The sequence below is a fragment of the Paraburkholderia sp. BR10882 genome (genome assembly GCF_040948855.1).
In the GTDB taxonomy this organism is placed as follows: Bacteria; Pseudomonadota; Gammaproteobacteria; order Burkholderiales; family Burkholderiaceae; genus Paraburkholderia; species Paraburkholderia nodosa_A.
Genome location: NZ_JBFPKP010000002.1, coordinates 918,603 through 945,003 on the forward strand (window position 1 = coordinate 918,603; position 26,401 = coordinate 945,003).

The 26,401-nt window shown below is 66.1% G+C and carries 25 protein-coding genes and 1 pseudogene; 16 read left to right on the forward strand and 10 right to left on the reverse strand.

Annotated elements, in window-relative coordinates; all coding sequences use genetic code 11:
* Positions 1-113 precede the first annotated feature (113 nt).
* Entirely contained in the window at positions 114-1,013 is a 900-nt protein-coding gene (locus AB3X99_RS09190) for a LysR family transcriptional regulator (RefSeq protein WP_368616696.1), read from the forward strand.
* A 12-nt stretch (positions 1,014-1,025) separates the two neighbouring features.
* Here AB3X99_RS09190 and AB3X99_RS09195 read toward each other — a convergent pair whose 3' ends face one another.
* The gene (locus AB3X99_RS09195; RefSeq protein ID WP_083245009.1) at positions 1,026-1,607 is read right to left on the reverse strand and encodes a cytochrome b; all 582 of its coding nucleotides are present in this window, start codon (positions 1,605-1,607) and stop codon (positions 1,026-1,028) included.
* Between the two features lie 263 nt (positions 1,608-1,870).
* Between AB3X99_RS09195 and AB3X99_RS09200 the strand changes: the two genes are divergently transcribed.
* Both AB3X99_RS09200 and AB3X99_RS09205 read left to right on the forward strand, forming a co-directional pair.
* Positions 1,871-3,352, forward strand: coding sequence for a methyl-accepting chemotaxis protein (locus tag AB3X99_RS09200; RefSeq protein WP_368616697.1), 1,482 nt, complete (start codon positions 1,871-1,873; stop codon positions 3,350-3,352).
* 144 nt (positions 3,353-3,496) lie between these two features.
* Complete coding sequence (locus AB3X99_RS09205; protein WP_069261799.1) at positions 3,497-3,931, forward strand: hypothetical protein; 435 nt, start codon at positions 3,497-3,499, stop codon at positions 3,929-3,931.
* 202 nt (positions 3,932-4,133) lie between these two features.
* Here AB3X99_RS09205 and AB3X99_RS09210 read toward each other — a convergent pair whose 3' ends face one another.
* On the reverse strand, positions 4,134-4,820 hold the full coding sequence (locus tag AB3X99_RS09210) for an NADPH-dependent F420 reductase (RefSeq protein WP_368616698.1): 687 nt from the start codon (positions 4,818-4,820) through the stop codon (positions 4,134-4,136).
* A 103-nt stretch (positions 4,821-4,923) separates the two neighbouring features.
* Here AB3X99_RS09210 and AB3X99_RS09215 point away from each other — a divergent pair, with 103 nt between their 5' ends.
* The gene (locus tag AB3X99_RS09215; RefSeq protein WP_368616699.1) at positions 4,924-5,895 is read left to right on the forward strand and encodes a LysR family transcriptional regulator; all 972 of its coding nucleotides are present in this window, start codon (positions 4,924-4,926) and stop codon (positions 5,893-5,895) included.
* Positions 5,896-5,900: 5 nt separating this feature from the next.
* Here AB3X99_RS09215 and AB3X99_RS09220 read toward each other — a convergent pair whose 3' ends face one another.
* The gene (locus AB3X99_RS09220) at positions 5,901-6,734 is read right to left on the reverse strand and encodes an oxaloacetate decarboxylase (protein WP_368616700.1); all 834 of its coding nucleotides are present in this window, start codon (positions 6,732-6,734) and stop codon (positions 5,901-5,903) included.
* A 301-nt stretch (positions 6,735-7,035) separates the two neighbouring features.
* Between AB3X99_RS09220 and AB3X99_RS09225 the strand changes: the two genes are divergently transcribed.
* A complete protein-coding gene (locus AB3X99_RS09225; RefSeq protein ID WP_368616701.1) occupies positions 7,036-8,031 on the forward strand; it encodes a LacI family DNA-binding transcriptional regulator in 996 nt (331 codons plus the stop codon).
* Between the two features lie 35 nt (positions 8,032-8,066).
* On the opposite strand, the gene AB3X99_RS09230 is transcribed toward AB3X99_RS09225, so the two are convergent.
* Complete coding sequence (locus AB3X99_RS09230) at positions 8,067-8,813, reverse strand: IclR family transcriptional regulator (RefSeq protein WP_069261804.1); 747 nt, start codon at positions 8,811-8,813, stop codon at positions 8,067-8,069.
* A 198-nt stretch (positions 8,814-9,011) separates the two neighbouring features.
* Here AB3X99_RS09230 and AB3X99_RS09235 point away from each other — a divergent pair, with 198 nt between their 5' ends.
* On the forward strand, positions 9,012-10,199 hold the full coding sequence (locus AB3X99_RS09235; RefSeq protein ID WP_368616702.1) for a pyridoxal phosphate-dependent aminotransferase: 1,188 nt from the start codon (positions 9,012-9,014) through the stop codon (positions 10,197-10,199).
* Positions 10,200-10,237: 38 nt separating this feature from the next.
* On the opposite strand, the gene AB3X99_RS09240 is transcribed toward AB3X99_RS09235, so the two are convergent.
* Together AB3X99_RS09240 and AB3X99_RS09245 are read right to left on the reverse strand one after the other, a co-directional pair.
* Positions 10,238-10,471 carry a hypothetical protein gene (locus AB3X99_RS09240; RefSeq protein ID WP_069261806.1) on the reverse strand — a complete coding sequence of 78 codons (234 nt, stop codon included), beginning with the start codon at positions 10,469-10,471 and terminating at the stop codon, positions 10,238-10,240.
* A 37-nt stretch (positions 10,472-10,508) separates the two neighbouring features.
* Positions 10,509-10,973, reverse strand: coding sequence for an Lrp/AsnC family transcriptional regulator (locus AB3X99_RS09245; protein ID WP_069261807.1), 465 nt, complete (start codon positions 10,971-10,973; stop codon positions 10,509-10,511).
* Between the two features lie 136 nt (positions 10,974-11,109).
* Between AB3X99_RS09245 and AB3X99_RS09250 the strand changes: the two genes are divergently transcribed.
* Positions 11,110-11,736, forward strand: a complete 627-nt coding sequence (locus AB3X99_RS09250) for a LysE family translocator (protein ID WP_342946668.1) — start codon at positions 11,110-11,112, stop codon at positions 11,734-11,736.
* A gap of 90 nt (positions 11,737-11,826) precedes the next feature.
* Here the strand turns inward: AB3X99_RS09250 and AB3X99_RS09255 are convergent, their stop codons facing one another.
* Positions 11,827-12,333: a DUF1993 family protein gene (locus AB3X99_RS09255; protein WP_368616703.1), complete on the reverse strand. Its 507-nt coding sequence runs from the start codon at positions 12,331-12,333 to the stop codon at positions 11,827-11,829.
* Positions 12,334-12,684: 351 nt separating this feature from the next.
* Here AB3X99_RS09255 and AB3X99_RS09260 point away from each other — a divergent pair, with 351 nt between their 5' ends.
* Positions 12,685-13,281 carry a hypothetical protein gene (locus AB3X99_RS09260; protein ID WP_368616704.1) on the forward strand — a complete coding sequence of 199 codons (597 nt, stop codon included), beginning with the start codon at positions 12,685-12,687 and terminating at the stop codon, positions 13,279-13,281.
* 674 nt (positions 13,282-13,955) lie between these two features.
* Here the strand turns inward: AB3X99_RS09260 and nadE are convergent.
* A pseudogene (gene nadE / locus AB3X99_RS09265) lies at positions 13,956-14,798 on the reverse strand (ammonia-dependent NAD(+) synthetase); the annotation flags it as partial.
* Positions 14,799-15,092: 294 nt separating this feature from the next.
* Between nadE and AB3X99_RS09270 the strand changes: the two are divergent.
* Entirely contained in the window at positions 15,093-16,235 is a 1,143-nt protein-coding gene (locus tag AB3X99_RS09270) for a L,D-transpeptidase (protein ID WP_368616705.1), read from the forward strand.
* Between the two features lie 34 nt (positions 16,236-16,269).
* Here the strand turns inward: AB3X99_RS09270 and AB3X99_RS09275 are convergent, their stop codons facing one another.
* Positions 16,270-17,184, reverse strand: coding sequence for a DMT family transporter (locus tag AB3X99_RS09275; RefSeq protein ID WP_368616706.1), 915 nt, complete (start codon positions 17,182-17,184; stop codon positions 16,270-16,272).
* 205 nt (positions 17,185-17,389) lie between these two features.
* On the reverse strand, positions 17,390-18,964 hold the full coding sequence (locus AB3X99_RS09280) for an ABC1 kinase family protein (protein ID WP_368616707.1): 1,575 nt from the start codon (positions 18,962-18,964) through the stop codon (positions 17,390-17,392).
* Positions 18,965-19,142: 178 nt separating this feature from the next.
* On the opposite strand from AB3X99_RS09280, the gene AB3X99_RS09285 reads away from it, so the two are divergent.
* The 7 genes from AB3X99_RS09285 to AB3X99_RS09315 all read left to right on the forward strand — a co-directional run bounded on the left by AB3X99_RS09285 (position 19,143) and on the right by AB3X99_RS09315 (position 25,888).
* On the forward strand, positions 19,143-19,898 hold the full coding sequence (locus tag AB3X99_RS09285; protein WP_069261815.1) for a DeoR/GlpR family DNA-binding transcription regulator: 756 nt from the start codon (positions 19,143-19,145) through the stop codon (positions 19,896-19,898).
* A gap of 428 nt (positions 19,899-20,326) precedes the next feature.
* Positions 20,327-21,409 (forward strand): 2-aminoethylphosphonate ABC transporter substrate-binding protein, encoded by a 1,083-nt coding sequence (gene phnS / locus AB3X99_RS09290; RefSeq protein WP_368616708.1) that lies wholly within the window; start codon positions 20,327-20,329, stop codon positions 21,407-21,409.
* A 218-nt stretch (positions 21,410-21,627) separates the two neighbouring features.
* Positions 21,628-22,746 (forward strand): 2-aminoethylphosphonate ABC transport system ATP-binding subunit PhnT, encoded by a 1,119-nt coding sequence (gene phnT / locus AB3X99_RS09295; protein WP_321931419.1) that lies wholly within the window; start codon positions 21,628-21,630, stop codon positions 22,744-22,746.
* On the forward strand, positions 22,724-23,638 hold the full coding sequence (locus AB3X99_RS09300; RefSeq protein ID WP_069261817.1) for a 2-aminoethylphosphonate ABC transporter permease subunit: 915 nt from the start codon (positions 22,724-22,726) through the stop codon (positions 23,636-23,638). Before phnT ends, AB3X99_RS09300 begins: the two co-directional genes overlap by 23 nt.
* On the forward strand, positions 23,628-24,503 hold the full coding sequence (gene phnV, locus AB3X99_RS09305; RefSeq protein ID WP_069261818.1) for a 2-aminoethylphosphonate ABC transport system, membrane component PhnV: 876 nt from the start codon (positions 23,628-23,630) through the stop codon (positions 24,501-24,503). Before AB3X99_RS09300 ends, phnV begins: the two co-directional genes overlap by 11 nt.
* A 73-nt stretch (positions 24,504-24,576) precedes the next feature.
* Positions 24,577-25,260 (forward strand): GntR family transcriptional regulator, encoded by a 684-nt coding sequence (locus AB3X99_RS09310; protein WP_368616709.1) that lies wholly within the window; start codon positions 24,577-24,579, stop codon positions 25,258-25,260.
* A gap of 73 nt (positions 25,261-25,333) precedes the next feature.
* Positions 25,334-25,888 carry a phosphonate degradation HD-domain oxygenase gene (locus tag AB3X99_RS09315; protein WP_342946660.1) on the forward strand — a complete coding sequence of 185 codons (555 nt, stop codon included), beginning with the start codon at positions 25,334-25,336 and terminating at the stop codon, positions 25,886-25,888.
* The last annotated feature ends 513 nt before the right edge of the window (positions 25,889-26,401 follow it).

The window sequence follows — 26,401 nt, forward strand, 5'->3', positions numbered from 1 at the left end:
GAAAGCAGTCTAGGAATGCCAAAAATTCGCAACAATTTCAAAATTTGCGGATAGCATTGCCGAAACGGCAACACAAACAACGCCCACTGAGCGCCCACTGAACGGATAAGCCGATGCTTCATGGAATCGCCTTGCGCTACTTCGTCGAGGTCGCGCGCACCGGGTCGCTAGCCGCGGCCTCGGAGAACCTGCACGTCGCCGTCTCGGCGATCAGCCGGCAAATCAGCAAGCTGGAGGAGGACGTGGGGACGGCGCTGTTCGAGCGCATGCCGCGTGGGATGGTGCTGACCGAATCGGGCGAGCGGCTGGCCGAGCACGCGCGGCGCGCGCTGCTGGAGGGTGACGCGGTGCTCGCCGAGATCGCCACGGCCAAGGCGCTCGGGCACGGCATCGTCCGAATCGGCTGCACGGAGGGCTTTACGCGCTCGTTTCTGCCCCACGTGCTCGCGCAGCATCACGCCGCCGCGCCGCACGTGCATTTCAATCTGCGCTCGGGTACGCCTTCACAGGTCGAGCAGTGGGTGGCCACGGGCGAGGCGGACCTGGGGCTGGCGTTTTCGAGCGGAGACCCCGCGAAGGTCTACGTGCAGTACAGCGCACAGGCGCCGGTCTGCGCACTGCTCGATCCGGGGCATCCGCTGGCGCAGCGCCGCTCGCTCACGCTCGCGGACCTGCGCGACTATCCCGTCGCGCTGCTCGAACGCGGCAACACGGCGCGCCAGCTATTCGACGAATGCTGCGCGCGGCACGGCATCAAGCTCGACCCCCTTCTCACGAGCAACAATTCGAGCGCGCTGCACGCGTTCGCTGCGCTGGCGGGCGCGATCACACTCGGCAGCCGGCTCTCGCTGTCGGGACTCGCGGACGATCTTTCGCTGGTGGCGAAGCGCTTCGACGAACCGACGCTCAACCAGCGCAACCTGTGTGTGATGACGATGCGCGACCGGCGGCTTTCACGCCCCATCGAAGGGGTACTGAGGGCGCTGATCGGTGCAATCGAACGAGCGTTGTGACGGCCCGGCGCCTCAGCGCTTGCCCGCGCGCCCCGTCATGCGTCCCAGGATGTCCACGCGCTGCACCAGTTGATGGTAGATCACCGCGAGCACGTGCCCGGCGATCAGTACGTACGTCAGGTACGCCAGCCAATAGTGGATCTTCGAGCCGAGATGGCCGAGCGCCTTGTCTGCCGGCACGACGGCGGGGACCTGATACAGCCAGAACCAGTTCACCGGATGGCCGCCGCCATACGAGTTGATATATCCACTGATCGGCATGGCAAAGAGAATCAGATACAGCAGGCCATGGCCGATATGCGCGAGCTTCTGCTCGAACGCTGGAATGCGTTGCGGCAGCGGCGGCGCATTGCCCGCAAGCCGCGTCACCACGCGGATCAGCGTGAGCAGCAGGACGGTCAGGCCAATCGATTTGTGGAAATTCACCCAACTGCCGTGCGACGGGTCATGACGGTCCATCGTCGTCATGTACCACGCCACCGGGATCACTACGAACATGCATAGCGCGCTCAGCCAGTGCAGCACGCGCAGCGTCAAGCCATAGGTGGGACGTGCGAACGACAACGCAGAAACGGATTGCGGGCTTCGGGACATGGTAGAGGGCCTTTTCGCGATCGAATTGACCTAGCCTGCCACAAAAACAGCACTGCGGAACATCCCCGGGCGATGCAGTTTTGTTAGGTCCCGTTACAACGGCTGACGCCAAAATGACATTGGAGGATAAGTCAACCATAATTCCTCAATGGATTTCCCTTATCTAGCTGCCGATACGCCTGCCGATAACTGCGTAATGTGATTCGGCCTGTCTGCCTCACTCTGGCCATAAGTTGCATTGTCAATCAGGAGTCGAGAATTCCATGCCCAGCAATTTCGCAGAAGCCCCGTTTGGCGAGGCCTACGCCCCAGCCAATGCCGCTCGACGGGTAGCGGCCGTCGAAAGCCCGCTCATGAACGCGCGCAAACGAGCCGACAGGGCTTGCGCGCTGGTCAACTGGATTCTTCTGGCGGGCGCCTTGGGGATCGGCTTGCACTTCGACGCGCTCACGCCCGTGCTCGTCGTCGGGTTGCCGCTAGCGCTCGTTTCCACGGCGCTCGCGCTTGCGTTGCCGGGGCTCAAGATCACCAGAATGGGTTCCGCGCTCACCTTCATGGGCGGCGCGGCCCTACTGATCGACGTGGGAGGCGGGCAGGACGAGTTTCACTTCGTCGTGTTCATCCTGCTCTCGCTGCTGCTCGCCTATCGCGACGTGCAGGTGGTGCTGCTCGCTACCGGCTTCATCTCCATCCAGCAACTCGCGTTCAACTATTTTCAGTCATGGGGCTGGCCGGTCAGGGTCTATTCGCAGACGGGCTTCGACGTCGTGGCGCAGCACTGGGCGTTTCTCTGGCTGCAAACCTTGTTCATCGCGGCGATTTCGGCGCGCCAGGAGCGCGACGCAAACATCGCGGGCGAACTCGCGGCCATGTCGGAGGGGATCGGCCAGGCCTCGGGTTACATCACGCTGGGCGAGCAAACGAGCCGGCCCGCGAGCGATGTGGCCGGGGCATTCCACGCCACGCTCGCTGCCGTGCGTAAAACGCTGCTGCAGGTGCGCGACAGCGTGAGTGAAGTTTCGGAGTCCGTAGCAGGAACCAGCGCGCGTAACGCCGTCCTTTCCGAGCGGACCGAGCAACAGCGCCATTCTCTGGAAGGCATGGTCGCGGCGATGGAGCAGCTCAAGCAAAGCGTGCATGAGAGCGTCGATCACGCAATGGCGGCCAGCGAGCTGGCGGGTTCCGCGAGCGAAGTCGCGACCCAGGGGCGCGGGGCGATCAAGGCGGTGATCGATACGATGGGCGACATTTATCGTTCGTGCGAACGCATTACCGACATCATCGGCGTGATCGACGGCATCGCGTTCCAGACCAACATTCTCGCGCTCAATGCGTCGGTCGAGGCCGCGCGCGCGGGCGATCAGGGGCGGGGATTCGGCGTGGTGGCGGAGGAGGTCCGCACGCTGGCCCAGCGCAGCGCCTCGGCTGCGAAGGAGATCCGGGCGCTGATCGGGGAGTCGGTCGAGCGCGCACGCACGGGCAACGGTCTCGTCGAAAGCGCGGGCAATACGGTGGGCGAGGTGCTCGAAAGCGTCACGCGTCTGTCGGCCATCGTTCACGAAATGGCGACGGCCACCGGCGCGCAGCGCGCGGGCATCGACCAGCTGGGCGAGAACATCGCCCACATCGACGCGGCGATACGCGAAAACGCGGCGCATGTCGCCGACACGGTGGAGCAGGTCGAGCAGCAGCATCGCCAGACGGCCTTGCTCGCCAGCGCGGTCAAGGTGTTCAGACTGGATTGAGCGGCGTCGCGACGCGTTTTCGGGGCGCGACCCGAAGCAGACCATTTTGTTACACCTCTTACGGCGCTTGGCCTGCGGCGTTACAAAGTCCTTTCACGTTGGCCGCTATACTCGGTTCCGTCTCAAAAACGTAAGAGAACAACTATGTCGAAGAAAATCATCCAGATGGTTGCCGTTGCTGCGCTGACTGCTGCAGCCTCGCTGCCGGCGCTCGCCGGCGATATGAACAACGCACTGGGTGGCGCGCTGGGCGGCGTCGCCGGCGCGGCTCTGGGCGGCGCCGTGGGCGGCAGCACCGGCGCGGTGATCGGCGGCGCGGTGGGCGGCGGCGCGGGTGGCGCAGTCACCTCGAATCGTCGCGAACGCACGGGCGCCATCATCGGCGGCGCGCTCGGCGGCGGCGCTGGCACTGCCGCGGGCAATGCCATGGGCGGCCGCACCGGCGGCCTGATCGGCGCGGCCGTGGGCGGCGGCGCGGGTTCGGCGCTCGGCGGCAATGTCTCGCGATCGAACTCGTACGCCGACGACTATTCGCGCGGCTATCACGGCAAGCACCACAAGCACCGTCACTACGACTAAGCACAGCTTGCCGGGCGCAACGGCTAAGCGCCGCTGCGCCTCGTCATTTCGCGCCGCTGTATCCCGCGGCGCTCGCCGGGCCGTTCTGGCCCGCGCGCAACTCCCTCCCTGCTTATGCTAGACCGCATCCGGGTGCCTGGCCGCGTTGGCTTCGTGCTGTTTGATTCGGTATGCCAGGCGATTTCCCCGGTATCGGTGAGCGTCAATCCTGTCGCGGTTTGCGGCGCCACGAGCCATGTGGCAGTTCCTTGTCTCGCTCAGCCGCGGCGAGCGCGGCGCGCAGTTGCGTCTGGTTAAGCGGAATGCAATAAGCCGGTTTTGCGCGCTCGAAACGCCAGCTGTCGGCAAGCGAACCTGCGTCGAGCACATCGAAATCGAACTGTGCGTGCAGCGCGGCCACGAGCGCCTTCGCCGCTTCGTCGTCTGCCGCGACGGGTAGCGCGCGCCGTCCGCCTTCAACAGGCGGCCGCTCTTCGCGCGGCAGGTCGTACGCAAGAATCGCACTGAACGCCTTGACCACCCGTGCGCCATTCAACTGCTGCGCAACGCGTTCGCTCGTCGCCTCGCGGTGTTCGTCGAACGCGGCAATGGCACCGTCGCGGGCCGGATAGTAGTTCATGGTGTCGATGACGACTTTGCCCGCGAGCGTTTTGGCCGGTATCTCGCCGAGCGCGGCCAACGGCAGCGCCGCGATCACGATCTCGCCGAACGACGCGGCTTGCTCCAGCGTGCCGATTTCGCAGCCCAGCGCCGCCGCCTCTGCCGCGCGCGCCTTCGGATCACGCGACGAGAGCATCACCTCATGCCCCGCCTGCGCGAGCAGTTTGCCCAGCGTCGAGCCGATCTCGCCCGCGCCGAGAATGCCGACAGCCAATCGATGTTCGTTCATGGGAAGCCCCGTGGTTTGCAATGGAGCCTCCAGCGTAGCGCCGAAACTGTCATGCGAAAATCGGACACCCCGGTGAAACACCTGAAACGTTCGATTTCCAATCGTGGACAAATTGACCAGCATGACCGTGTTCGTGAAGACCGCCGAATCCGGATCGTTCACGGCGGCGGCTCGCATGCTCGCGATGACGCCGCAAATGGCGGGCAAGCACGTCGACGCGCTGGAAAAGACGCTAGGCGTGCGGCTGCTGCAGCGCTCGACGCGCAAGCACGCGCTCACAGAGGCCGGCCGCGCCTATTTCGAAGCCTGCCGCCGTGTGCTCGAAGAGGCGGCCGCCGCGGAGGCCGTCGCGCTCGCGCAGACCGGCCACCCGCAAGGCACGCTTCGCGTGACGGCGCCCGTCTCGTTCGGCGCTTTCCGGCTTGCGCATGAAATCAAGGCTTTTCTCTCGAATTGCCCGGACGTGAAAGTCGATCTCGTGCTGAGCGACCGGCAATTCGACCTCTTGCAAGATGGTTTCGATGTCGCGTTTCGTATCGGCGCGCTGCCCGACTCGCAACTGGTCGCGCGGCCGCTCGCGCCCTATCGGCTCGTGCCGTGTGCCGCGCCGGCCTATCTCGCCGCGCACGGAACGCCGGCGCATCCGCGCGAACTCGCGCAGCACGTGTGCCTCGATTACGCATTCGACAGCTTTCCGGCGCCCCAAACGTGGATCTTCAAGGACGGCGACACGCAGATCGAAGTCGAGCCGCGCGGCCAGCTGCGCAGCAACGACACCCGCGCGTTGGTCTCGGCGGCGGAGGCGGGAGTGGGAATCGTGCTGGCGGGCGAGCCGAACCTCGCGCCTTCGGTGGCGGCGGGGCGGCTCGTGCCGCTGCTCGAGGCGTATGACGCGCCGGTACGGCCCATGCATCTGCTTTACGCGGATCGCCGCGCGCAGGCTCCCAAGCAGCGCGCGTTCGTGGCGTGGGCGCTGGCGTGCTTTGGCGAAGCGGGCAGCGTCGCCGGCGCGCGGGCGCCTGCGTCCCCGCTCGTTCGTCGTTCGGCGCGCAAGCCGCGCACCGAACGCACATAGCGTGATTAGCTCTCGCTACGGAAGACGGCATTGAGCGTCGCGCCGGGGGCCGCGCCTTCGAAGCCGTCGAAACGCCCTTCGGTGAGCCGTTGCGCCGCGTGCATGAAGCCGCCCCATGCGGTGCGGGCGAGCGCGCCGCCCACGCTCACACGGCGCACGCCCAGCGCGGCGAGATCGTCGAGCGTGAAGGCCGACTTCGCGCCGATCAGCACGTTCACCGGCTTCGGCGCGACAGCGGTGACGACGGCCACGATCTGCTCGCGTGTCTGGATGCCGGGCGCATAGAGGCAATCCGCGCCTGCCTGCGCGTACGCCTGCAGGCGAGCGATGGCGTCGTCGAGATCGGGCACGCCCGCCACGAAGTTCTCCGCGCGGCCGACGAGCACGGTGTCGCCGCCGCGCGCGTCGATGGCGCGCCGCGCCGCCCGCATGCGCTCGACGGCGATCTCGATCGGCAGCAGCGGCGCTGCGTCGTCGCCAGTCGAATCTTCCACGGAAAGCCCGGCGACGCCGGTCTCGACGGCGAGGCCGACGCTTGCTTCGACGCCTGCGGGATCGGCGCCAAAGCCGCTTTCGAAGTCGGCGTTAACGGGCAGGTCGGTTGCCGCGACGATCTCACGCAGGTGCGCGAGGATCGCGTCGCGCGGCAAGGTGTTGTCGGCGTGGCCGCGCGACCAGGCGAACCCGGAACTTGTAGTCGCGAGCGCCTTGAAGCCGAGACTCTGGAGATAACGCGCGCTGCCCACGTCCCACGGGTTCGGCAGCACGAAGCAACCGGCGGCGTGCAGCGCACGAAACTCGGCGCGTTTCTCGGCGATGGTGCGGGCGGGTCCTGACATGGCAAGTTTCCTTCTGGCTCGTGGGTGGGCGGCGGGGTGTCTGCGCAGGCGTGCGTATTCTCTGGCGCCCGTTACCGATTGTGACCGAATTCCTGGATTCCCGAATCGAACGGCGTTCGCCTGCGCCGCGATTTCGGTGAAGATAAGGATGGCGAATTAAATGAACGCCTACGAAGGCGATGGCATGCAAAGGCGCGAAACGAGGAAAAGAAGGGCGCAGCCGTTATGATATGCGTTCTTTTTATTTTGCCGCCCAGCCGCGATGTCCAAAACCAGCGCTCCGAAAGCCACGCCGCCCCGCATGTCCGATGTCGCCCGTCTCGCGGGCGTTTCGAAGATGACGGTGTCCCGCGTGATGGCAGGGCGCAGCGCGTCGGAGGCGACCCGCGAGCGCGTGCAGCGCGCCATCGACGAGCTGGGCTACGTGGCCGACGCGGCCGCCGGCGCGCTTTCCTCGGGACGCTCGTCGTTCGTCGCCGTGCTCGTGCCGTCGCTTTCCAGCTCCAACTTCTCGGACACTGTGAGCGGCCTGACCGCCGTGCTCGAACCGCAAGGGCTCGAACTGCTGATCGGCGACACCGACTACTTCCTCGATCGCGAGGAGCGTCTCGTGCGCCAGATGCTGCGCCACCAGCCGCGCTGCATCGCGCTCACGGGCGCGCAGCATACGGACGCCACGCGCACGCTGCTGCAGCGCTCGGGCGTACCGGTCGTCGAAATGTGGGACCTGCCGACGGAGCCGATCGACATGGCCGTTGGCTTTTCCAACGTGAGCGCAGCGCGCGAGATGGTGCGCTATCTCGCGGACAAAGGTCATCGCCGCATCGGCTTTCTTGGCGGCGCGGGCGACCTGGACCGGCGCGGCCTCGACCGGCTCAAGGGCTTTCAGATGGAGATGAAGGCGCTCGGGCTCGAAAGGCACCGCGTCGTGCAACTCGGCGACTCGCCGGTCACGATGAGCCACGGCGCACCCGCCATGGCGGAACTGCTCGAGCGCTGGCCCGACACACAGGCCGTGATGTGCGTGAGCGACATGTCGGCGTTCGGCGCGATCATGGAGTGCCAGCGGCGCGGCCTCAGCGTGCCCCGCGATATGGCGGTTGCCGGCTTCGGTAACTTCGAGATCGCGGCGTGCTGCCATCCGGCGATCACCACGATCTCGGTCGATGCCTACGGCATTGGTCAGCGCACAGGCGAGGCGATTGTCGCGGCCCTCGCGGCAGCGGACGGCTCGAGTGCGTCGCATCCCTTGAAGACACGCATCCAGTACGCCGTCATGCCGCGCGAGAGCGCTTGAGCACGCGACGCGAGCGTGCTCAAGCGCTCGCGTCGTTAAAGTCCCTTGGCGATGCGCTGCGCCATCTCGACCACCGCGATGGCGAGCCGCTTTTCGCGCCGCGCGTCCAGCCGCTCCAGCGGCAGGCTCGCGCTGACCGCTACACGCTTGCCGAGCGCCGTCACGCCGACGAACGCCGCGAAGCACGCGATGCCCGCCGTCACTTCTTCCCGCTCGTGCGCGAGGCCCGAGCGCCGTATCGCCGCGAGCGCCGCAATGAGGTCCTGCTTGCGCGTGATGGTGTTGGCCGTCACAGCGGGCAGTTGGCGCGGCAGGATGGCGTTGACCTCATCATCGGAAAGACTGGCGAGCAGCGCCTTGCCCAGCGCGCTGCAGTGCGCGGGCAGCCGCGAGCCGAGATCGGAGACGAGACGCACGGGGCGCGCGGGGTCCTCGCGCGCGAGATACACGACCTCCGCGCCGTCCAGCACCGCAAGCTGAACCACTTCGTTATGCGTCGCGACGAAAACGGTCGCTTCCTGGCGGAATACTTCCTGGAGCCGATCGTGCCGCACGTAAGCGCTGCCTAGCTCGAACAACGTGAGACCGACGATATAGCCGTCGGCGCGCTTTTCGATCCAGCGGCGGCGCTCGAGCGAGTCGAGCATCAGGTAGAGCGTGCTGCGCGAGAGGCCGGTGGCCTGCGCGATTGCCGCCGCGCGCATCGGGCCTTGAGCGTGCGCGAGCACGTCGAGAATATCGTGTATGCGCCGGAGCGCCGGGACTTCGTAGGGTGAGGACATGGAGCTGCGTGCCGGGTTTGCCGGCAAAAGATCATCCAACAGGCTGGAAATACTAACACCACGTTGGATGCGCGCATGAGCGCATCGACATTTCTCAGCGGCATCGTTCCTTGGTATCGTTGCACACACGCATCAACGGGAACGGTTTGAACGCCATGGCGCGCGAGGCGCGCCGCATGTTCGGGAGAGTTGCGAAAGATGAAGTATTCGAATCTGGTCGAGCGGTTGCAGGGCCGTCGCACGACAGCGTGGGAGATCCATCACGCAGCGGTGCAGGCCGCTGCGCGTGGCGAGGACGTGATCGTGCTGAGCGTGGGCGACCCCGACTTCGGCACGCCCGCGCCCATCGTCGAGCGCGCCGTGGCCGCGCTGCGCGAAGGCGATACGCACTACTCGGCCATCATGGGCCGCGAGCCGCTGCGCGAAGCAATTGCTCGCGAGCATAGGCAGCAAAGCGGGCGCGTGGTCGGGGCGCACAACGTGATTCTCTGCGCGGGCGCGCAGAACGGCTTGTTCGCATCGTCGCTCTGTTTGCTGGAGGTCGGCGACGAAGTGCTCGTGCCCGAGCCGATGTACCTGACCTACGAGGCCGCGATCCGCGCCTCGGGCGCAACGCTCGTGCCGGTGCCTGTCGATCCCGAAAACGGTTTTCATCTCGACTGTGACGCGCTCGATGCAGCCGTCACGCCGCGCACGCGCGCGATCTTCTTCGCCACGCCGTGCAACCCCACCGGCGCGGTGATGCCGCGCGCGCACCTCGAACGCGTCGCGCAACTGGCGAAGCGGCACGACCTGTGGGTGCTCTCCGACGAGGTCTACGCCGACCTCACGTTCGAGCGCGAGCACGTCAGCATCGCCGCGCTCGACGGCATGGCGGAGCGCACGGTCACGCTCGGCAGTCTCTCGAAGTCGCATGCCATGCCGGGCTGGCGCCTCGGCTGGGTGATCGCGCCGGAAACGATGATTGCGCATCTGGCGCGGCTCGCGCTCTGCATGCTCTACGGGTTGCCCGGTTTCATCCAGGAGGCGGCGATCACGGCGCTCGACAACCGCGCGCAGATCGTCGCTGAAATGCGCGAGATCTATCGCCGCCGGCGCGACATCGTCTACTCGCGGCTGGCGGGCGTACCGGGGCTCGAGTGCCTGTTGCCGGAAGCGGGCATGTTCATGATGATCGACATCCGCGGCACAGGCCTCGACACGCACGCGTTCACCTGGCAGCTGTTCGAAGCGCAGAAGGTTTCCGTGCTCGACGCGAGCGCGTTCGGAGAGACCGCAAACGGCTATGTGCGGCTGGGTTTCGTCGTGGACGAAACGAGGCTCGTCGAGGCCTGCGAGCGGATCGCGGCGTTTGTCCGGGAGCGTGCCGCAGCCGCGACGCGCTAGCGGGTCTTTCGCCGGGCGCGCAGCAAACGCGGGCAAGCTCAGCGTTCGCCGTCGAAAAGATCGTTGAGCATCTCGTCGAAGGCGGCCTGGGCGTCTTCCAGTTCCTGGAGCGCCATGTCGAAGGTCTGCAGTGCGAACTGCGACGGCTTGCCGTCGCCTTCCGGCGGAAACTGCGATTGCAGCGAGGTGAACGCCGACTTGACGCGCTGGGTCGCGGTCAGGACGCGCTCCATGGCGGCGGCTTCTTCGGCTCGTGCCTGTTCTGGGGTCATCGAAAGCTCCGTTATTGCGTGAATGGGTTGGGTGCGTTCAGGGCAGGGGCAGTCCGCCCTCGGCCTTCACTTCGCGCAGCGACAGCGCTGATTCGACCGAGGTGACACCGGGCAAGCTGCGCAGCTGGTCGCGCATGAAGGTGCCATAGTCGTCGAGATCGCGGGCCACCACCTGCAAAATATAGTCCGCCGTGCCGGATACGTTGTGGCACGACAGAATGCGCTCGATCGCCAGCACCTCGCGCTCGAAGCGGTCGGCGAGCGCGCGGTCGTGCACGGCGAAGCGCACCGAGACGAATCCCACCACGCCATAGCCGAGCGCGCGGCGCGACAGCACGGCCCGGTAACGCTCGATATAGCCCTCCTGCTCGAGGCGTTTGAGGCGCCGCGCGCACGGCGTTTCGCTCAGGCCCACCGTTTCGGCGAGGCGTGCGTTCGGCATGCGCCCATCGGTTTGCAGCGCGCCGAGGATCGCCCGGTCGAGTTTGTCGAGGTCGCTCATGGCGGTTAGGGGAGTTCTGGTGCGGAGGCGAAAATTCTAGCGCATTCCGCCAATCTATGGCTTGCATGCTATGAAAATCGCCAGAAATCGCTCTGCGTGTAGCGGCAAGATAGAGCCTCTTTCACGCGAGCCCACCATGATTTCCGCCCACCTCCTGTTGATGTTCATTGTCGCGCTGATTATCGTCTGCGCGCTGCCCGGCGCCGACATGGCGCTCGTGATGCAGACCAGCATGAGCCGCGGCACGCGCAGCGGCTTCGCGGCGGCCTGCGGCCTGGGGCTCGCGCGCGCGACCCACGTGACGCTGTCGGCCTGTGGTCTCGCCGCCTTGCTGCGCAACGCGCCGTGGCTTTATGAAGTCGTGCGCTACGTGGGGGCGGCGTATCTCACGTGGATCGCCGTGCAGATCTTCCGCGCGCCGGCGTTCGCGATGCCCGAACACGAGGGCGGGGCGGTGGCGCGGCCGCGCCGCGCCGATTTCGCCAAGGGCCTGCTCACGAACCTGCTGAACCCCAAGGCGTTACTGTTCTGCTCGGTGCTGCTGCCGCAGTTCATCCGACCGGAGGCGGGCTCGGTCTGGCTGCAGGTGTCGGTGCTGGGCGTGCTGCTGGTTGCCGTGTGCGCGCTCTTCGACGTGATCTATGTGCTGGGCGCCGTGCGCATCGCGGTGTGGCTGCGCGGCAATCCGCTCGCGCAGACGGTCCAGAAGTGGGCGTTTTCGTCCGCGTTGATCGGCTTCGCGCTGCGGCTTTCGCTCGATTGAAGCCGCCGCCGGCAAAGGCGGTTGCAAGAAGGCGTGCGGCGCGCGAGGCGCCGCACGCTTTTTTTTATTGCTCGTGTTTCGCGGCGCGCGTTAGCGCCCGCCAAGATAGTCGAGCTTGCCGAGTTCCACGCCGTTGTGACGCAGGATGTCGTAGGCCGTGGTGACATGGAAGAAGAAGTTGGGCAGCACGAAGCCCAGCAGATAGCTCTGGCCCGTGAACTCGATCGGGCCGCTGCGCATCTTGAGCGTAATGCTGCGCGCTTCCGTGCCGTCGATCTGCTCCGGCTTGAACGTGTTCAGATACTCGATGGTCTTCTGGATACGGGCGTGCAATTCGTCGAAGGTGACCTCGACGTCCTCGAATTTCGGGGCATCCACACCGGCGAGGCGCGCCGCGCAGCCCTTTGCGGTGTCGGTGGCGATGTGGATCTGACGCATGAGCGGCAGCATGTCGGGGAAGAGCCGCGCGCCCGTCAGCACGGAGGGGTCGATCTGCTTTTCCGCCGCGTGCGCCTGCGCCTTGCCGATGATGTTTTGCAGATTGGTGAGGCCGCGCACGAGCACGGGCACCGATGCTTGATACATGGAAATGGACATGGGGTTTCCTCGTTTCTTCGAATGCGCGCGATACGCTCCGCTTTGGAGCTGACCGGGCGGCCCATTATGCGCTATCGCGTCGCGTGCTGCCATCGGCCAAATGGCCAGCATGAGCGCGACGGCCAGGCATCTGGGCGGGCGCATGGATTACCTGGGATTACAGAGCAAAAATTCCTTGTCAAACCTCGAGGTTGCGAGCGCTTGCGGCGAGGCGCTGGGGGCTGGCGCGCGATGTGCGGAACAGCATGCCCACGGGCCGATGTGCGCAATTGCCCTGACAATATTTGATTGTGGTTTAATAGCCCGGCACCAACCATCCATTGCGCATCGTGCTGCACGATGCGATCAACCATGAACGCAGAAAAGGCAGCAATACGCCGCATCGCGCGCCGCATGGCAGAAGGCAGTGTTTGTCGCACTGGCGCGTCGCACTGGCGCGCGCGAGTGTTGCGTGTCTCGCTGCTGGCGCTCGCGACTGGCAGCGCGGCACAGTCCGCATTCGCGCAGGATCCTCGGCTACTCGATACGCGCGTCACACAGGAATCGGTGACGGACACGATCTGCCGTCCGGGCTACGCCGACACCGTGGCGCCGCCGTTCGACGAGACCATGGCACTGAAGGATCGCATGCTCGCGGCGCGCGGCATCGACGCCGACGACGGTGTGGGCTACGCGCTCGACCGGCACGTGCCGATCGTCCTCGGCGGGTCGCCGGACGCCACCGCCAACTTCGACCTCATCCCATGGGGCGGCCACGCCGGCGAGCGCCGCAGGTCGCTGCTCACGGTGCGCCTGAAGCGTTGCGTGTGCGCGGGGCGCATGACGCTGGCCCAGGCGCAGGCCGCGATCACCGGCAACTGGGTGCACCAGTACGATCGCCTCACCCGCATGGACTGCGGCGGGTCGGCAGACGAAACGACCTCGGCAAGCCGCGACGACGGGTCCTGAAGCGCAGTTTCGCGCGCACTTTTCCTCCCTCGGGCACGCTGATTGCGGCCAGATCACACATGGGCAGCAGACAATCGGGCGGCAACGGTTAGCCATCTGGCGCCAGACAATATGCCGCAGCGCACCGCTCAGCAAATGCGACTATGCTGACATTCATCAACAACAGGGAGTCACAACAATGCTTACGTCCAGCCTTTTATTGCTTGGCGTCGCTGCCGTGCTGGGCCAGGTGGCGTGGACCCGTGCTCGCGCTCGTGCGAGCCTGCAGCCCGTGCGCGTACGCGCGACGCAACCGCGCCGGTTCCGCTAAACGCTGCACGTCGGGTCCGAAAATCCCGCGAGGTAGGCCGTCATGCATCTGACCGTCTGGAATGTTCCCGAAACCTGCAGCGAGCAGGACGTGCGCAGCTTTTTCGAGCGCGAACTCGGCAAGTACGCCAAGGGCATTACCGTTTATGACGCGGGCACGCCCAACGCGCACGCGGACGTCGAACTCGATTCCGAGGTGCCCTACGTGGCCGATGCCGTGGCGCGCGAGCTTCAATCCCGTCGCCTCGCAGGCGTTGCGCTGAGGGTGAGCGCGCCGCCGTTCGAAGACGAAGAGCCGCCGCAACGCAACTGAGCCGTTCGCGCCGCGCTTCAGCGGCCGTCGTCGGCGCGGTCGTACGGTGTAAGGGCAACGCCCGCTTGTGGCGCGTCGACTCGTAAAAGCGAAAGATCGTCTCGTACGTGCGTTCGCTCACCGGCTTACCTTCCAGAAAGTCGTCGATCTCGTCGTAGCCGATCCCGTAGGCGTCTTCGTCAGGATGCAGCGGGCGCAACGTTTCCAGATCCGCAGTTGGCGTTTTCTCCACCAGCGTGGCCGGGACGCCCAGCGCCCGCGCGAGCGCGCGCACGCGGCGCTTGTTCAGGCCCGCGAGCGGCAGCACGTCGGCGCCGCCGTCGCCGAACTTCGTGAAAAAGCCCATTAGCGATTCCGCCGCGTGATCCGTGCCGATCACCAGTCCCGCTCGCGCGCCGGCCACCGCGTACTGCGCGATCATCCGCTCGCGCGCCTTGATGTTGCCGTGGAGCTTGTCCTGCTCGCTTCCGTCGGCGAAGGCGAGGCCGCTTGCCGCGAGCGAGGCGAGCATCGCGTCGGCGGCGGGGCGCATGTCGACGGTCAGAATTTCGTCCGCCGCGATGAAGGCGAGCGCGGCGGCGGCGTCCGCTTCGTCGCGCTGGGTGCCGTAGGGCAGACGCATCGCGATGAAACGTGCCGACGTCTGGCCCTGCGCGCGCAGCCTTTCCACGCTCAGTTGCGCGAGGCGCCCCGCCGTCGCGGAGTCGATGCCGCCGCTGATGCCCAGCACGAGCGTGTGCAGCCCGCTCGCCAGGAGGCGCTGCCCGAGAAAGCGCACGCGCTGCTCGATTTCGGCATGTGCGTCGAAGTGTGCGGCGACGTTCAGCTCGGCGATGATGCGGTGCTGGCGGGCGAGGCGATCGGCTTCCGGGTTGGCGTCCGATTGGGGGAGCATGAGCGGTTCCTCAAATTGGCTGCGCACGCGACATACGCGCGCAGTCTGCGTTGTCTGGTCTAATGTCGGGTGGTCGTGGCGCTGTCAGTGACGCCGCATGGCACGGCGCCCGACATATCCGACTTCAGACAAGACGCACAATCGGCCGGACTCACGATGAACGACAATTTTTCGCGGCGCATGGGCGCTCGCGTACGCGGTGGCGTCCGGGGCGACGCCCCGAAACTTCCCCATCATAGAACGCGGTGGTTGGGCGCGCCGGCGCGCCGCGCAATAGCGACCGTACTCTGCACCTTGTCTTGCGCTTCGTGGGCGGCAAGCGCCGCTTACGCCTCCGATGCCGCGACGGCTTCCGGCGCTCACGTTACCTCTGGCACCGTGCGCAGCGCGCCGGCGCAGTCGGCGTCGAAGCCGGCCGCTTCGGGCGCATCCGTTGCGTCGGCTGCTTCGGGCGCGCCGGCGGCTCGGCCGGTTGCCACAGCGGCGTCGGCAGCTTCCGCTGCTTCCGCGCCCGAGCCTGTTTCGGCGGCCTCGGGCGTTTCGAGTGCGTCTGCCGCTTCGTCGGCACAGCCGGCTTCCGCGGCCTCGGCCGCGTTGGCCGCTTCCGCGCCTCCCGCGCTGGTGCTGCCCGTTCACCGGATGCTCACGCCGGAGGAAGCCGCAGAGGAAACCCGCGGCGCGCTCGAAATGCGCAAGCGCTTCGCGCGCGACGTCAACCGGCGGCTGCATGTGCCGCTGGCCGAGCAGCGCGCCTACGGCCAGCGCCTGCAGGCTGCGCTCGACGAGAAGAACCTCGGCGCGCTGGCGGGCGAGTTCGTTATCCTCGTCGATCGCAGCGCGAATGTGCAGGCGCTCTTCATCTACTTCCGCGCGATGCCCGACGAGCCGTGGCTCATGATCGGCGCGTCGCCGGTCGCGACGGGACGCCCCGGCGAGTATGACCACTTCCTCACGCCGCTCGGCGTGTTCGAGCACACGCCGCTGAACATGGACTTCCGCGCGGAAGGCACCATGAACCAGAACAACATCCGCGGCTATGGCCGGCGCGACATGCGCATCTATGACTTCGGCTGGGTGGACGGCGAACGCGGCTGGGGCAAGGGCGGTTATTCGCAGATGCGCTTCCAGATGCACGCCACCGACCCCGACCGCCTCGAGCCGCTGCTCGGCATCCGCCACTCGAAGGGCTGCGTGCGGATACCCGCGACGCTCAACGCGTTCATCGACCACTACGGCATCATCGACGCCGAATACCAGGCGCTGGTCGATGCGGGCAAGTCGCTCTGGGTGCTCCACTCGGACCGCGAGATCACACCGTGGGCGGGACGCTTCGTCGTCGTGGTCGATTCGGAGCGCAAGACGCGTCCGGCGTGGTCGCCCGCACCCGGCGGCAAGGCGCGTGCGAAGGTGCCGGCCGGCGCCGACACCGCTGACTAAGCGTGTCATCCGGGCGGTCGCGCCAGCGCATGCGCTACGCGCGCCGCGCGAGCAGCACGCCCGCTAGCGCGACGCCGAAGCCCGCCATTTGCACGGGCGTGAGCGTTTCGCCGAACAGCAGCCAGCTTTCGAGCGCCGCAAGCGGCGGCGCGAGAAAGAGCAGCGCCGTGGCGCGGGCGGCGTCGCCGTGGCGCACCATCCATACGAGCAGCGTCACGCCCACGCCCGAGAGCATCGCGATGCCCCACGCCAGCGAGAACCACAGGGTCGGCGTGGCGATCCAGCGCGTCTCGCCGAGCACGAGCGCGAGCACGGCGGCGACGATCGCCGCGCCCAGATTCTGCACGGCGCTCGCGCTGCGGATGTCGGCTTGCGCGAGCGACGTCTTCTGATAGAGCGTTCCCGCCGTGATCGATCCGACCGATACCACCGCGACCACCACCACGAGCAGCGGATTCGCATGAGCGTGCATGGGCGCGGTCGCGGCAGCGGCGTCCGCGATCGCGCCCCCGCCGGCGTACATCGCGGCGTACAGCTTCGGGCTCAGCACGAGCACGACGCCGGCGAGGCCGAGCGACATGCCGGTCCAGCGCAGCGGCGGCAGGCGCTCGCCGAACGTGCGTGCCGCGATGGCGGCCGTCAGGAGCGGCTGGAGCGCGCCGAGGAGCGCCATCACGCCCGCGCTCAAACCTTGCGCGACCGCCCAGTAGCCCGCGCCCAGATAGACGCCCTGCAGGAGCGCGCCGGCGAAGAGATGCTTGCCGATTTCGCGTCCGCGCGGCCAGGGCGCGCGCATGACCAGCGCGACGATCGTGAACAGCGCCGCCGTGCCTGCGAAGCGCGCGAGCAGGAACAGATTGGGATCGGCGTAGGGCGCAATGGCGCGCGCGACGACGAAACCCGTCGACCACAGGAAGACGAAAAGGGTGGGTGCGAAGGTGGCGAGCATCGGTGTCGAAGTGGACGCGCGCTGACGCTGCGCGCGCGGAGAAACACGAAAGGCTCGGAGTATCGCGCAACGTGAGGGTGGCGGTCTTGTTCAGGACTGCACTGGTCCGGGCCGGCGCCGCTAGATGAGTTGAATGCAACTAACTGCCTAGCCCGTGCCACGCCAGCCAATGCAAACGACGTCAAGGCGGAAACGCTAGCGGCCGCTAGCTTCCAAACAATACCGCGGTCACGCCGATCAAGCCGCCGCAGACCGCACAGGCGAGCAGCAGCGCGCGCGTGCGCCGATGCTCGCGGCGCCAGGCATCGAGCAAGGCGGCCTGCTGCGCGGCCTGTCCCGCGGCTGGACCGTGTCCGCCCTTCGCTTGATGCTCGAGGAAGCGGAACACCATCTGCGGCACGCGCGGGGCGATTTGCGCAAGATGGGGCAACTCCTGCGAGAGTCGCCGGATCCAGCCCTGGTGGCCGAGATCTCGCCGCGCGATGTCGGCGAGCGTGTGCCGTGCGATGCCCCACGCGTCGACGCCCGGATGAATCGAGCGGGCCAGCTGCTCGGCCTGGCCGAACGCGCGCTGCGCCGCCACGAGGCGCGGCGAGACTTCACCTCCGAACGGCTGCACCGAATGCAGCAGATGATGGAACAGCGCACCCGCGCTGCGCTCGTCGGTGTCGCTCGCGAAATGCGCTTCGCTGCGCGTGCGCAATTCGGCCTCGATCTGCTCGGTGCGTGCATGCGTGGGCACATGACCGGCCACGTGATGCAGCGTGGCGAGCCGGCCGTAGTCCTGTTCGAACAACGCGGTCGCACCGTGCACGAAGAATTCGCGTTCAGGCGAAGAAAGGCTCGTCATCAGCGCCGCACCCGCGAGCACGAGGCGGCCGCGCGTCTCGGGTTCGACGCTCACCGCGACCTGGCTGGCGTCGAGGGCCGCATGGAAGAACCCGTGCTCGAACGCCTGGCGCGTGACCACTTCGATCAGATGCGCCGCCACCTGCGTGACGTTGATGTGGTGTTCGGCAAGCCCGGCGATATCGGTTGCGCGCACGGTGTCGATGTGCTGCACCGCGAACGTCTGGGGGGTGCAGAGGTCCCAGATCACGTCGGGCACGACGATGCGCGGATCGTCGCCAAGCTGGTGGCCGCTCTGGCTCAGGTTCGCGGCCTGGGCGCGCAGGTCGAAGCGGTGCTGCAGGTCGTCGCGCAGCGCCTGCGCGAGCGTGTGCAACTGCAGCTTGCGCGCGGCGCGCGAAAAGCGCTCTATCCAGCGGGCCACGGCGCACAGGAGCGCGGCGTCGTCGTCGACTTCCTGAACCTGTTTGGCGCGCAGCACGCGCAGCGTGATCGTCTGATGGCCGTTCACCGGCAGCGCGAGCCGCGCGATGTGCGTCTGCTCGCACCAGCCGTTATGGGCCGGCTTGGGGTCGATCCACGTGAATACCGTTTGGGGCGGCTTGCCGAGTGCGGCGCGCAGCGTGGTGTCGAGCGCGTCGCCCGCAAGGGGCTCTTCGAAATGCTCGATGGCGTCGATCGCGTCGTGCAAGGTCGCGCCCGCGAGTTCGGGGCGTGTGGCGAGCGTTTGCGCGAAGGCCGCGGCAAGCGGCGCGAGACGCGGCAGCGAACCGTGCAGGCGCGAGGCAAGGCGCGGGTCGCCGTGCAGGTTCGAGGCGAGCGTGAGGAACCAGTGCAGCTTGTGATGCTCGGGCGCGGCGAGCCAGATCAGCCTGAAGCCATAACGCAGTGCACAAAACAGCAGACGCAATTGACGAAGTCGTGAACGCATGAATTTCAAGGGTCATCGCGTGAGCGCGCGGTCCCCACGAGATTAGCAGGGATGGGGACGCGATGGCAGGGCAGTCTCGTTCTGCGCATGCGTAATACAATACGGCGGCTTTTCCGGATTTACGTCGGACTCACATCATTCCCAGCGTTTTTTCCACGCACGACCCGCGCCCACCGAGATGCTCGCAGAACAACGTCACCAATACATCCTCTCGCAAGTGAACCGGACAGGCGCGCTTTCCGTGGCGGATCTCGTGCGCGAACTGCGCGTCTCGCGCGAGACGATCCGGCGCGACCTCAATACGCTCGCAGAGCGAGGGCTGCTCGTCACGACCCACGGCGGCGCGCTCTCGAGCGACCGCCGGGAGCCCGATCTCGACGTGCGCGAAGCCGCCAACGCGAGCGCCAAGCGCGCAATCGGCGAACGTGCGGCGGAGTTCGTGCCCGACGGCGCCTCGGTCATCATCGATTCGGGCAGCACCACGCATGCGCTCGCGCGCGCGCTCACGGACCGCCATCGGCTCACGGTGTATACCAACGACTGGCGCATCGCGCTGTTGCTCGGCCGCCGCAACGAGAACCGCGTCACGCTGCTGGGCGGCGAGCTGTCCGACCACGAGGAAGCCACCTTCGGCCTCGACACCGTGCAGCAGCTTGCCCAATACCACGCCGATTTCGCGTTCGTCGGCGCGGGCGGCATCACCGCCGACGGCTGGCTCACCGACTACTCGCGCATGGTCGCCGAGGTACGCAGCCGCATGCTCGCGGCCACGGCCTGCGCGATCGTCGTCGCCGACCATTCGAAATTCGGGCGCGTCACGCCCGTGCGCATTAACGGCTTCGAGCAGGCGCGCTACGTCATCACCGAGCTTGCGCCCGAAAAGAGCATCGCGCGCGCGATTACGGCGCGTGGGCCCGAACTCGTCATCGCCTGACTCTTCCTGAGGCGCGGCGCGGCGCGCGCTGCGCTTGCCCGTCTACACGCCTGCATGGCTGCCGTCAGCACCTTCCCGGCAAAATCAGCACGCCTATGTGGCTTGTCGAATATTGGCGAATTGTGGAATTTTTTGACAAACGCCACAATCGTCATGCGCGTGTCATCAAAACCTGTGATTCTTGCGGGGCCCGTCCAGATGGGCCGGTCAGCGAGGCGAGCGGCAATTCCGCGGCTTCGCCCGGCCGGTCGGTTCAGGTGGAAAGTGGCGGATTGTAGACAATCTGCAATCCGCGATACGAGACCACCGCGGGGCGGGCAATGACAGGCGGCGCAGTCCGCCGAAGTTCGGATTGTTCAGCTCAGTTCGATCCATTCAACAAACGCATCGGGTATCCCGAGCACCTGGTTTTGCCTTCGGAGAGTGACATGAACCACACGAATTCCCATCGCGCGGGTTTTGCACGCAAGCTGCTGCCGATCGCGGCCGCCGCGGCGCTTCTGGGCGCAGCCGCGAGCGCGCATGCCGCCGACGCCGTCGTGCTGTACACGGCCGACGGCCTCGAAAATCTCTACAAGGACGTGCTGCCGGCCTTCGAGAAGAAGGAAGGCGTCAAGGTCAACATCGTCACGGCGGGCAGCGGCGAAGTGGTGAACCGCGCGAACGTCGAGAAGGACTCGCCGAAGGCCGACGTGATCGTCACGCTGCCGCCGTTCATCCAGACGGCGCAGCAGAGCGGCCTGCTCCAGCCGTACCAGAGCGTGAACTACAAGAACGTGCCGACGATCGCGAAGGCGACCGACGGTTCGTGGGCGACGTTCGTGAACAACTACTTCTCGTTCGCGATCAATCCCGATGTCGTGAAGAACGAGCCGAAGACGTTTGCTGACCTGCTGCACCCGGACTACTCGGGCAAGGTCGCGTACTCGAACCCGGCCACGGCTGGCGACGGCATGGCCGTGATCATCCTCACGACCTCGCTGATGGGCGAAGACAAGGCGTTCGACTACCTCAAGAAGCTCGAGCAGAGCGCGAAGTTCCACACCAAGGGCACGGGCTACCTCGACGTGCTGCTCTCGCGCAACGAAATCGCGGTGGCCAACGGCGACCTGCAGATGGATCTCGACGACGCAGCCAACGGCGGCCTCTCGCTCAAGCCGATTTTCCTCTCGGCCGACGCTGGCGGTCATCCCACGACGTTCCAGCTGCCGTACGCCATCGGCCTGATCAAGAACGGCCCGAACCAGGCTGAAGGCAAGAAGCTGATCGACTACCTGATGTCGACGGACGTGCAGTCGAAGGTGCCGGACATCTTCGGTATTCCGGGTCGCACCGACGTGGCGCTCACGGGCAAGAACGGCGAAGCCGTCAAGCAGGCCATCCAGGGCGTGAAGCTGATCCCGGTGGACTGGAACCAGGTGATGGCGAAGAAGGCCGACTGGACGACGCGCTGGAAGACCGAAGTGATCGGCTCGTCGGGCAAGCAGCTCGAAGTCGTGAAGCCGAAGTAAGTAGCCGCAATTTGTAATTTTGTATGGGATGGGACCTGGTGCTTCCGCGCCAGGTCCCATCGACAGCTTTGCATAGGACCAGAGTCAGGCGCTTTGCATGGGACCGGAGTAAGGAGCTTTGCATGGGACCAGAGTAAGCGCTAAAGCGCCAACTCTGGTCGACAGCTAAAGCGCCAACTCTGGTCGACAGTTAAAGCGCCCACTCCGGTCGATAGGAGATGAACCCGGTGAATACCGCAAGCCTCGCGCCGGCCGGCATGGCCCGCGCGCTGCCGGATGTGTCCGGACTGACTGACGCCACGGACGCCTCCGGCGCTGCGGGCGTGCAGATCGACCACCTGAGCGTGCGCTTCGGCGCGCGTACTGTCCTCGACGATCTGTCGCTCACGATCCGACGCGGCGAACTGTTGACCGTGCTGGGCCGCAGCGGCTGCGGCAAGACGACCTTGCTGCGTTTCATCGCGGGGTTCATCGAAGCCGATGGACTCGCGGGCACGCTCACCGTGGCGGGCCACGATCTGACCCATGTGCCGCCGCATCAGCGCAACCTGGGTTTGCTGTTCCAAAGCTATGCGCTCTTTCCGCATCTCTCGGTGTTCGAGAACGTCGCGTTCGGGTTGAAGGCGCGCCGCGTACCGTCGCGCGACATCGCGCGGCGCGTGGCCGACGCGCTCAAGCTCGTGCAGCTCGGCGACGCGGGGCACATCATGCCCGCGCAGCTCTCGGGCGGCATGCAGCAGCGCGTGGCGCTCGCGCGTGCGCTCGTGATCGAGCCGGACGTGCTCCTGCTCGACGAGCCGCTCTCGGCGCTCGACGCCAATCTGCGCGCCTCGGTGCGTTCCGAATTGAAGGCGCTGCACGAGCGGCTGCCCGACCTGACGATCGTCTGTGTGACGCACGATCAGGACGACGCGCTCGTGCTCTCCGACCGTACGCTGCTCATGCGCGATGGCCACATCGCGCAGCTGGGCACGCCGCAGGAACTCTACGACACGCCCAACGACGCCTACGTGGCCCGTTATCTGGGCGCGGCGAACCTGCTGCCACCGAACGTCGCGTTCCCGGTGGGCGATGCGCGTCACGACGTGCGCGACAAGCTCGCATGCCTGCGTCCCGAAAGCCTGCGCATCGTGCCGCTCGGCGAAGGCTCGCTGCACGGCACGATCGAATCGGTCGAGTGGTATGGCTCGGTGCTGTCGGTGCCGGTGCTGCTCGACGCGATGCCGAACGAACCGGTGCTCGTCACCATGCAGCGCGGCCACGGCATGACGCCGGCGAAAGGCATGCGTGTGTCCCTGCGTTACGAGGCTGACGATGTCGTCCTTATCAACCCCTGATTCCGCCCAGGCTCTGCCCGGCGCCGATGCGCACGCGGCCGCCGTGCGCCGCCGCGAACGTCGTGCGCAATGGCATATCGCGTTTCTGCTCGTGTTCGTGCTCGGGCCGCTGGTCGTCTATCCGCTCGTGCGGCTCGTGCTGCTGAGTCTTTCTGGCGCGCATGGCTTGAGCTTCCACGCGTACGAGACGTTCTTCGGCAATCCCGATTCGCGCGGCGTGATCGCCACGACGCTGTGGATCCTGTTCCTGAGTGCGGGTCTGGCTTCCGTGCTGGGTGTCGCGCTCGCCGCGCTGCTGTTCTTCAAACCGTTTCCGGGCGCACAGCTCGTCACGCGTTTTCTGGAACTGTTCGTGGCGTTCCCGTCGTTTCTCGTCGCGTTCACGCTGATCTTTCTGTACGGCTCGCAGGGCTCCGTGAGCATCGGGCTGCAACGGCTCTTTCATTTGCAGGCACCCCCGCTCGACTTCCTGTTCGGCATCGGCGGGGTGGTACTCGCGGAAGTGGTGTTCTACGCGCCGTTCGTCGTGCGCCCGACGCTCGCCGCGTTCGCGCTGCTCGACATGCGCCTGATCGAAGCCGCACGCAGTCTCGGTGCGAACAGCCGCATGGTCGCCCTGCGCGTGATCCTGCCGCTCGCGTGGCCGGGTATCGCGGCGGGCACGATCCTGTGTTTTCTGCTGACGTTCAACGAGTTCGGCATTCTGCTCGTGCTCGGCAGCGCGCACCTCATCACGCTGCCGGTGGCGATCTACAGTTCGGCCACGGTCGACCTCGATCTGCCGACGGCCGCCGCAGGCGCCGTGGTCATGCTCGCGATGTCGCTTTCCCTGTATGCGCTGTATCGGCGCGTGAATCGACGCAGTCATGGAGGCGCGCGCAATGTCAACTAATCCCGTCGCCGGTTCCGACCGTATCGCGCTGCCGCCCAAGCATCTTCGCGCGCAGCCCGTCGAGCGCAGCCTCTTCTCGCGCATTGCCAGCGCGACACTGCTTGGCTTCGCGGCGCTGCTGTGCTTCTGGCTTTTCGTGTTGCCGGTGATCGTCGTCGCGCTGTCGAGCGTCGCGTCGCACTGGTCGGGCACGATCTTGCCCGACGGTTTCAGCACGCGCTGGTTCGAGCGCCTCGGCTCTACCGACTTCGATGCGCTTGCAACGAGTCTCGAAGTCGGCTTCGGCGTGGCGGTGCTCGGCACCGCGCTGGGTCTGTGGCTCGCACTCGCGCTCGAAGGACGCGACCGGCGCGGTTTGGGCGCGGTCGTCGACACGCTCGCGATGGTGCCCAACGGCGTGCCGAGCGTGGTGCTCGGCCTCGCAGTGTTGATCGCCTATCACAAGGCGCCTGTGGATCTGTCGAGTTCTGCTGCGATCGTCGTGTTCGTGCAGCTGGCTCTGGTGCTGCCGTTTTGCTATCGATGCGCTTCGGCCGCGCTGCGTCCCGAGCTGACCGTGCTGCGCGAAGCGGCAGCGAGTCTCGGTGCGCCGCCTTCGATGGTGCTGCGCCGCGTGGTGCTGCCGCAGCTCGTGCCGGCCATCCGCGCGAGTCTCGCGCTGGGCTTCGCGCTGTCGCTGGGCGAACTGGGCGCGACGCTCACGGTGTATCCGCCGGGGTTTGCGACGGTGCCGATCGTCGTGGTGGGCGCAGTCGAGCGCGGTTATTACCTGCCGGCATCGGCACTATCACTGGTCTTGTTGCTCGTCTCGCTGGGGGCGCTGCTGCTGATCGCGGCGCGTGTGCCGCGCCGGCGAGCGGACTGAGCGGATGGATGCCATGCGGTTCGATGCGCCGCAGGCGCGCAACAGACGGCCAAGGCAGGGCATGCAAGATCCGATGAGCGATGAGCGTGCGAGTAGCGGCAACGCGGGCGATCCTGAGGCATTGTCCGACATGACGCCGCTTGCCATGGTGCGCCAGCATTCGCTGACTGCCCTGGTGCGCGACGAGATCGAGCGACGCATCGCGGCGGGCGTGCTCGCACCCGGCGACAAACTCAATGAAGCCGACTGGGCGGCACGCCTCGCCGTCTCGCGCGGGCCGGTGCGCGAAGCGTTTCGCGCGCTGGAGCAGGCAGGTCTCGTGCGCAACGAGAAACATCGCGGTGTGTTCGTGCGCAGTGTCGGCGCGGCTGAGGCTCAGGAACTGGGCGTAGTGTGCGCAGCGTTGCGCGAAGCGGCATGCCGGATGCTGGCGCCGCGCATCGACGCGGCGCAGGTCGCGGAGTTGCGCGAGCATCTCAACGCGATGCGCGACGCGGTGGTCGCCGAGAAGGGTGAGGCGTTTCTGCAAGTGCGCGACGCGTTTCGCGCGTCGCTCTTCGCAGCGGCGGGCAACGCCAGGCTGCGCGAGACCTATGAGGGGACCGTGAGCGAATTGCGGCTCTCTTCGCAGCGTGCAGCACCGACGCACAGCGCAATGGATGCATCGTATGCGGGGCATCGGGCGCTGTTGAGCGCGCTCGCATCGCGCGACGCCGACGAATCGGCCAGGCGCATGCGCGAGTCCTGCGGCGACTGAGAGCGGAAGGAACGATGGACGGCGCTCAGGTGTGGGCCGTCGCCGAATTCACGTCATAGAGGAGTTGAAGAAGATGGCACTGAACCTCGCGGATATTCGTGCGCTGTTCGAGACGTATGGTGCGTTGGCCTATAGCGGCGAACCGGTCACGCAACTCGAACACGCGCTGCAAAGCGGTGCGCTGGCAGAAGAAGATGGCGCGACCGAAGAACTGACCGCCGCGGCGTTCCTGCATGATCTGGGTCACCTGCTCAATCGTCAGGGCGAAACGCCGACCGAACGCGGCATCGACGATCTGCACCAGTACTATGCGTTGCCGTTCCTGCGGCCCGTGTTGCCCGATAGCGTGCTGGAACCGATCCGCCTGCATGTGGATGCGAAGCGCTACCTCTGTGCCGTCGATGAAGCGTATTTCGGCTGCCTCTCCGCAGACTCGGTGCGCAGCCTCGAATTGCAGGGTGGCATCTTCAATGAAGATGAGGCGCGCGATTTCGCTGCACGCCCCCACGCCGAAGACGCGGTGCGCCTGCGCCGCTGGGACGATCTCGCGAAGGTGGCGGGCAAACCGACGCCGGATCTCGACCACTATCTACATCTCGTCGAACGCGTCATGCAACGCCACGTTTGAGGCGATTGCGCTCCCGCGCTTTTCCGATTTTCACGCGAGTCAAAAAACCGCTTGCAAGATGTCATCTGCGTGACTAGAATTCCGGTCTTTCGCGCTTTCGATGAAGGCGCGGGGAGACGGGAAGCCCGGGGCGAAAGCCTTGTGGCGACTGGGTCTGCGGGTGATTCGAAGTTGAGCGGCAGGTTGAACGAAGTAGAAAAACCTGTTGACAGATCGCCAGACAGTCTTCATAATCTCGTTTCTCTGCTGCTGACGCAGCAACGCAGAAAGAAGCCGGTAGTTGAGCAGTTTTAACGGCGCTTTCGCGATCGATCTTTAAAAATTTACAGCCGATAAGTGTGGGCGCTTGATGCGGTGGCGACCCGATAGTGTTCTTCGGAGCGGTATCGGGAGCAGCAAAAGTATCAAGAGTCTCACACTAAAGTAAGTCAGGTTTTTGAATTTATTCAGAACCTGTCAGCTTTGAGTGAGCGACCGGTCTCGAGAGAGACCGAAAACAGTAACAGGTATTGA

Coding starts and splice junctions, on each gene's coding strand:
- AB3X99_RS09235 (WP_368616702.1), top strand. CDS start 9,012: ATGAAGTATTCGAATCTGGTCGAGCGGTTGCAGGGCCGTCGCACGACA.
- AB3X99_RS09300 (WP_069261817.1), top strand. CDS start 22,724: ATGTCGTCCTTATCAACCCCTGATTCCGCCCAGGCTCTGCCCGGCGCC.
- AB3X99_RS09230 (WP_069261804.1), bottom strand. CDS start 8,813: ATGTCCTCACCCTACGAAGTCCCGGCGCTCCGGCGCATACACGATATT.
- AB3X99_RS09285 (WP_069261815.1), top strand. CDS start 19,143: ATGCTCGCAGAACAACGTCACCAATACATCCTCTCGCAAGTGAACCGG.
- AB3X99_RS09250 (WP_342946668.1), top strand. CDS start 11,110: ATGATTTCCGCCCACCTCCTGTTGATGTTCATTGTCGCGCTGATTATC.
- AB3X99_RS09190 (WP_368616696.1), top strand. CDS start 114: ATGCTTCATGGAATCGCCTTGCGCTACTTCGTCGAGGTCGCGCGCACC.
- AB3X99_RS09255 (WP_368616703.1), bottom strand. CDS start 12,333: ATGTCCATTTCCATGTATCAAGCATCGGTGCCCGTGCTCGTGCGCGGC.
- AB3X99_RS09205 (WP_069261799.1), top strand. CDS start 3,497: ATGTCGAAGAAAATCATCCAGATGGTTGCCGTTGCTGCGCTGACTGCT.
- AB3X99_RS09200 (WP_368616697.1), top strand. CDS start 1,871: ATGCCCAGCAATTTCGCAGAAGCCCCGTTTGGCGAGGCCTACGCCCCA.
- AB3X99_RS09245 (WP_069261807.1), bottom strand. CDS start 10,973: ATGAGCGACCTCGACAAACTCGACCGGGCGATCCTCGGCGCGCTGCAA.
- AB3X99_RS09275 (WP_368616706.1), bottom strand. CDS start 17,184: ATGCTCGCCACCTTCGCACCCACCCTTTTCGTCTTCCTGTGGTCGACG.
- AB3X99_RS09315 (WP_342946660.1), top strand. CDS start 25,334: ATGGCACTGAACCTCGCGGATATTCGTGCGCTGTTCGAGACGTATGGT.
- AB3X99_RS09260 (WP_368616704.1), top strand. CDS start 12,685: ATGAACGCAGAAAAGGCAGCAATACGCCGCATCGCGCGCCGCATGGCA.
- AB3X99_RS09240 (WP_069261806.1), bottom strand. CDS start 10,471: ATGACCCCAGAACAGGCACGAGCCGAAGAAGCCGCCGCCATGGAGCGC.
- phnS (WP_368616708.1), top strand. CDS start 20,327: ATGAACCACACGAATTCCCATCGCGCGGGTTTTGCACGCAAGCTGCTG.
- AB3X99_RS09195 (WP_083245009.1), bottom strand. CDS start 1,607: ATGTCCCGAAGCCCGCAATCCGTTTCTGCGTTGTCGTTCGCACGTCCC.
- phnT (WP_321931419.1), top strand. CDS start 21,628: ATGAACCCGGTGAATACCGCAAGCCTCGCGCCGGCCGGCATGGCCCGC.
- AB3X99_RS09210 (WP_368616698.1), bottom strand. CDS start 4,820: ATGAACGAACATCGATTGGCTGTCGGCATTCTCGGCGCGGGCGAGATC.
- AB3X99_RS09220 (WP_368616700.1), bottom strand. CDS start 6,734: ATGTCAGGACCCGCCCGCACCATCGCCGAGAAACGCGCCGAGTTTCGT.
- AB3X99_RS09310 (WP_368616709.1), top strand. CDS start 24,577: ATGAGCGATGAGCGTGCGAGTAGCGGCAACGCGGGCGATCCTGAGGCA.
- phnV (WP_069261818.1), top strand. CDS start 23,628: ATGTCAACTAATCCCGTCGCCGGTTCCGACCGTATCGCGCTGCCGCCC.
- AB3X99_RS09280 (WP_368616707.1), bottom strand. CDS start 18,964: ATGCGTTCACGACTTCGTCAATTGCGTCTGCTGTTTTGTGCACTGCGT.
- AB3X99_RS09225 (WP_368616701.1), top strand. CDS start 7,036: ATGTCCGATGTCGCCCGTCTCGCGGGCGTTTCGAAGATGACGGTGTCC.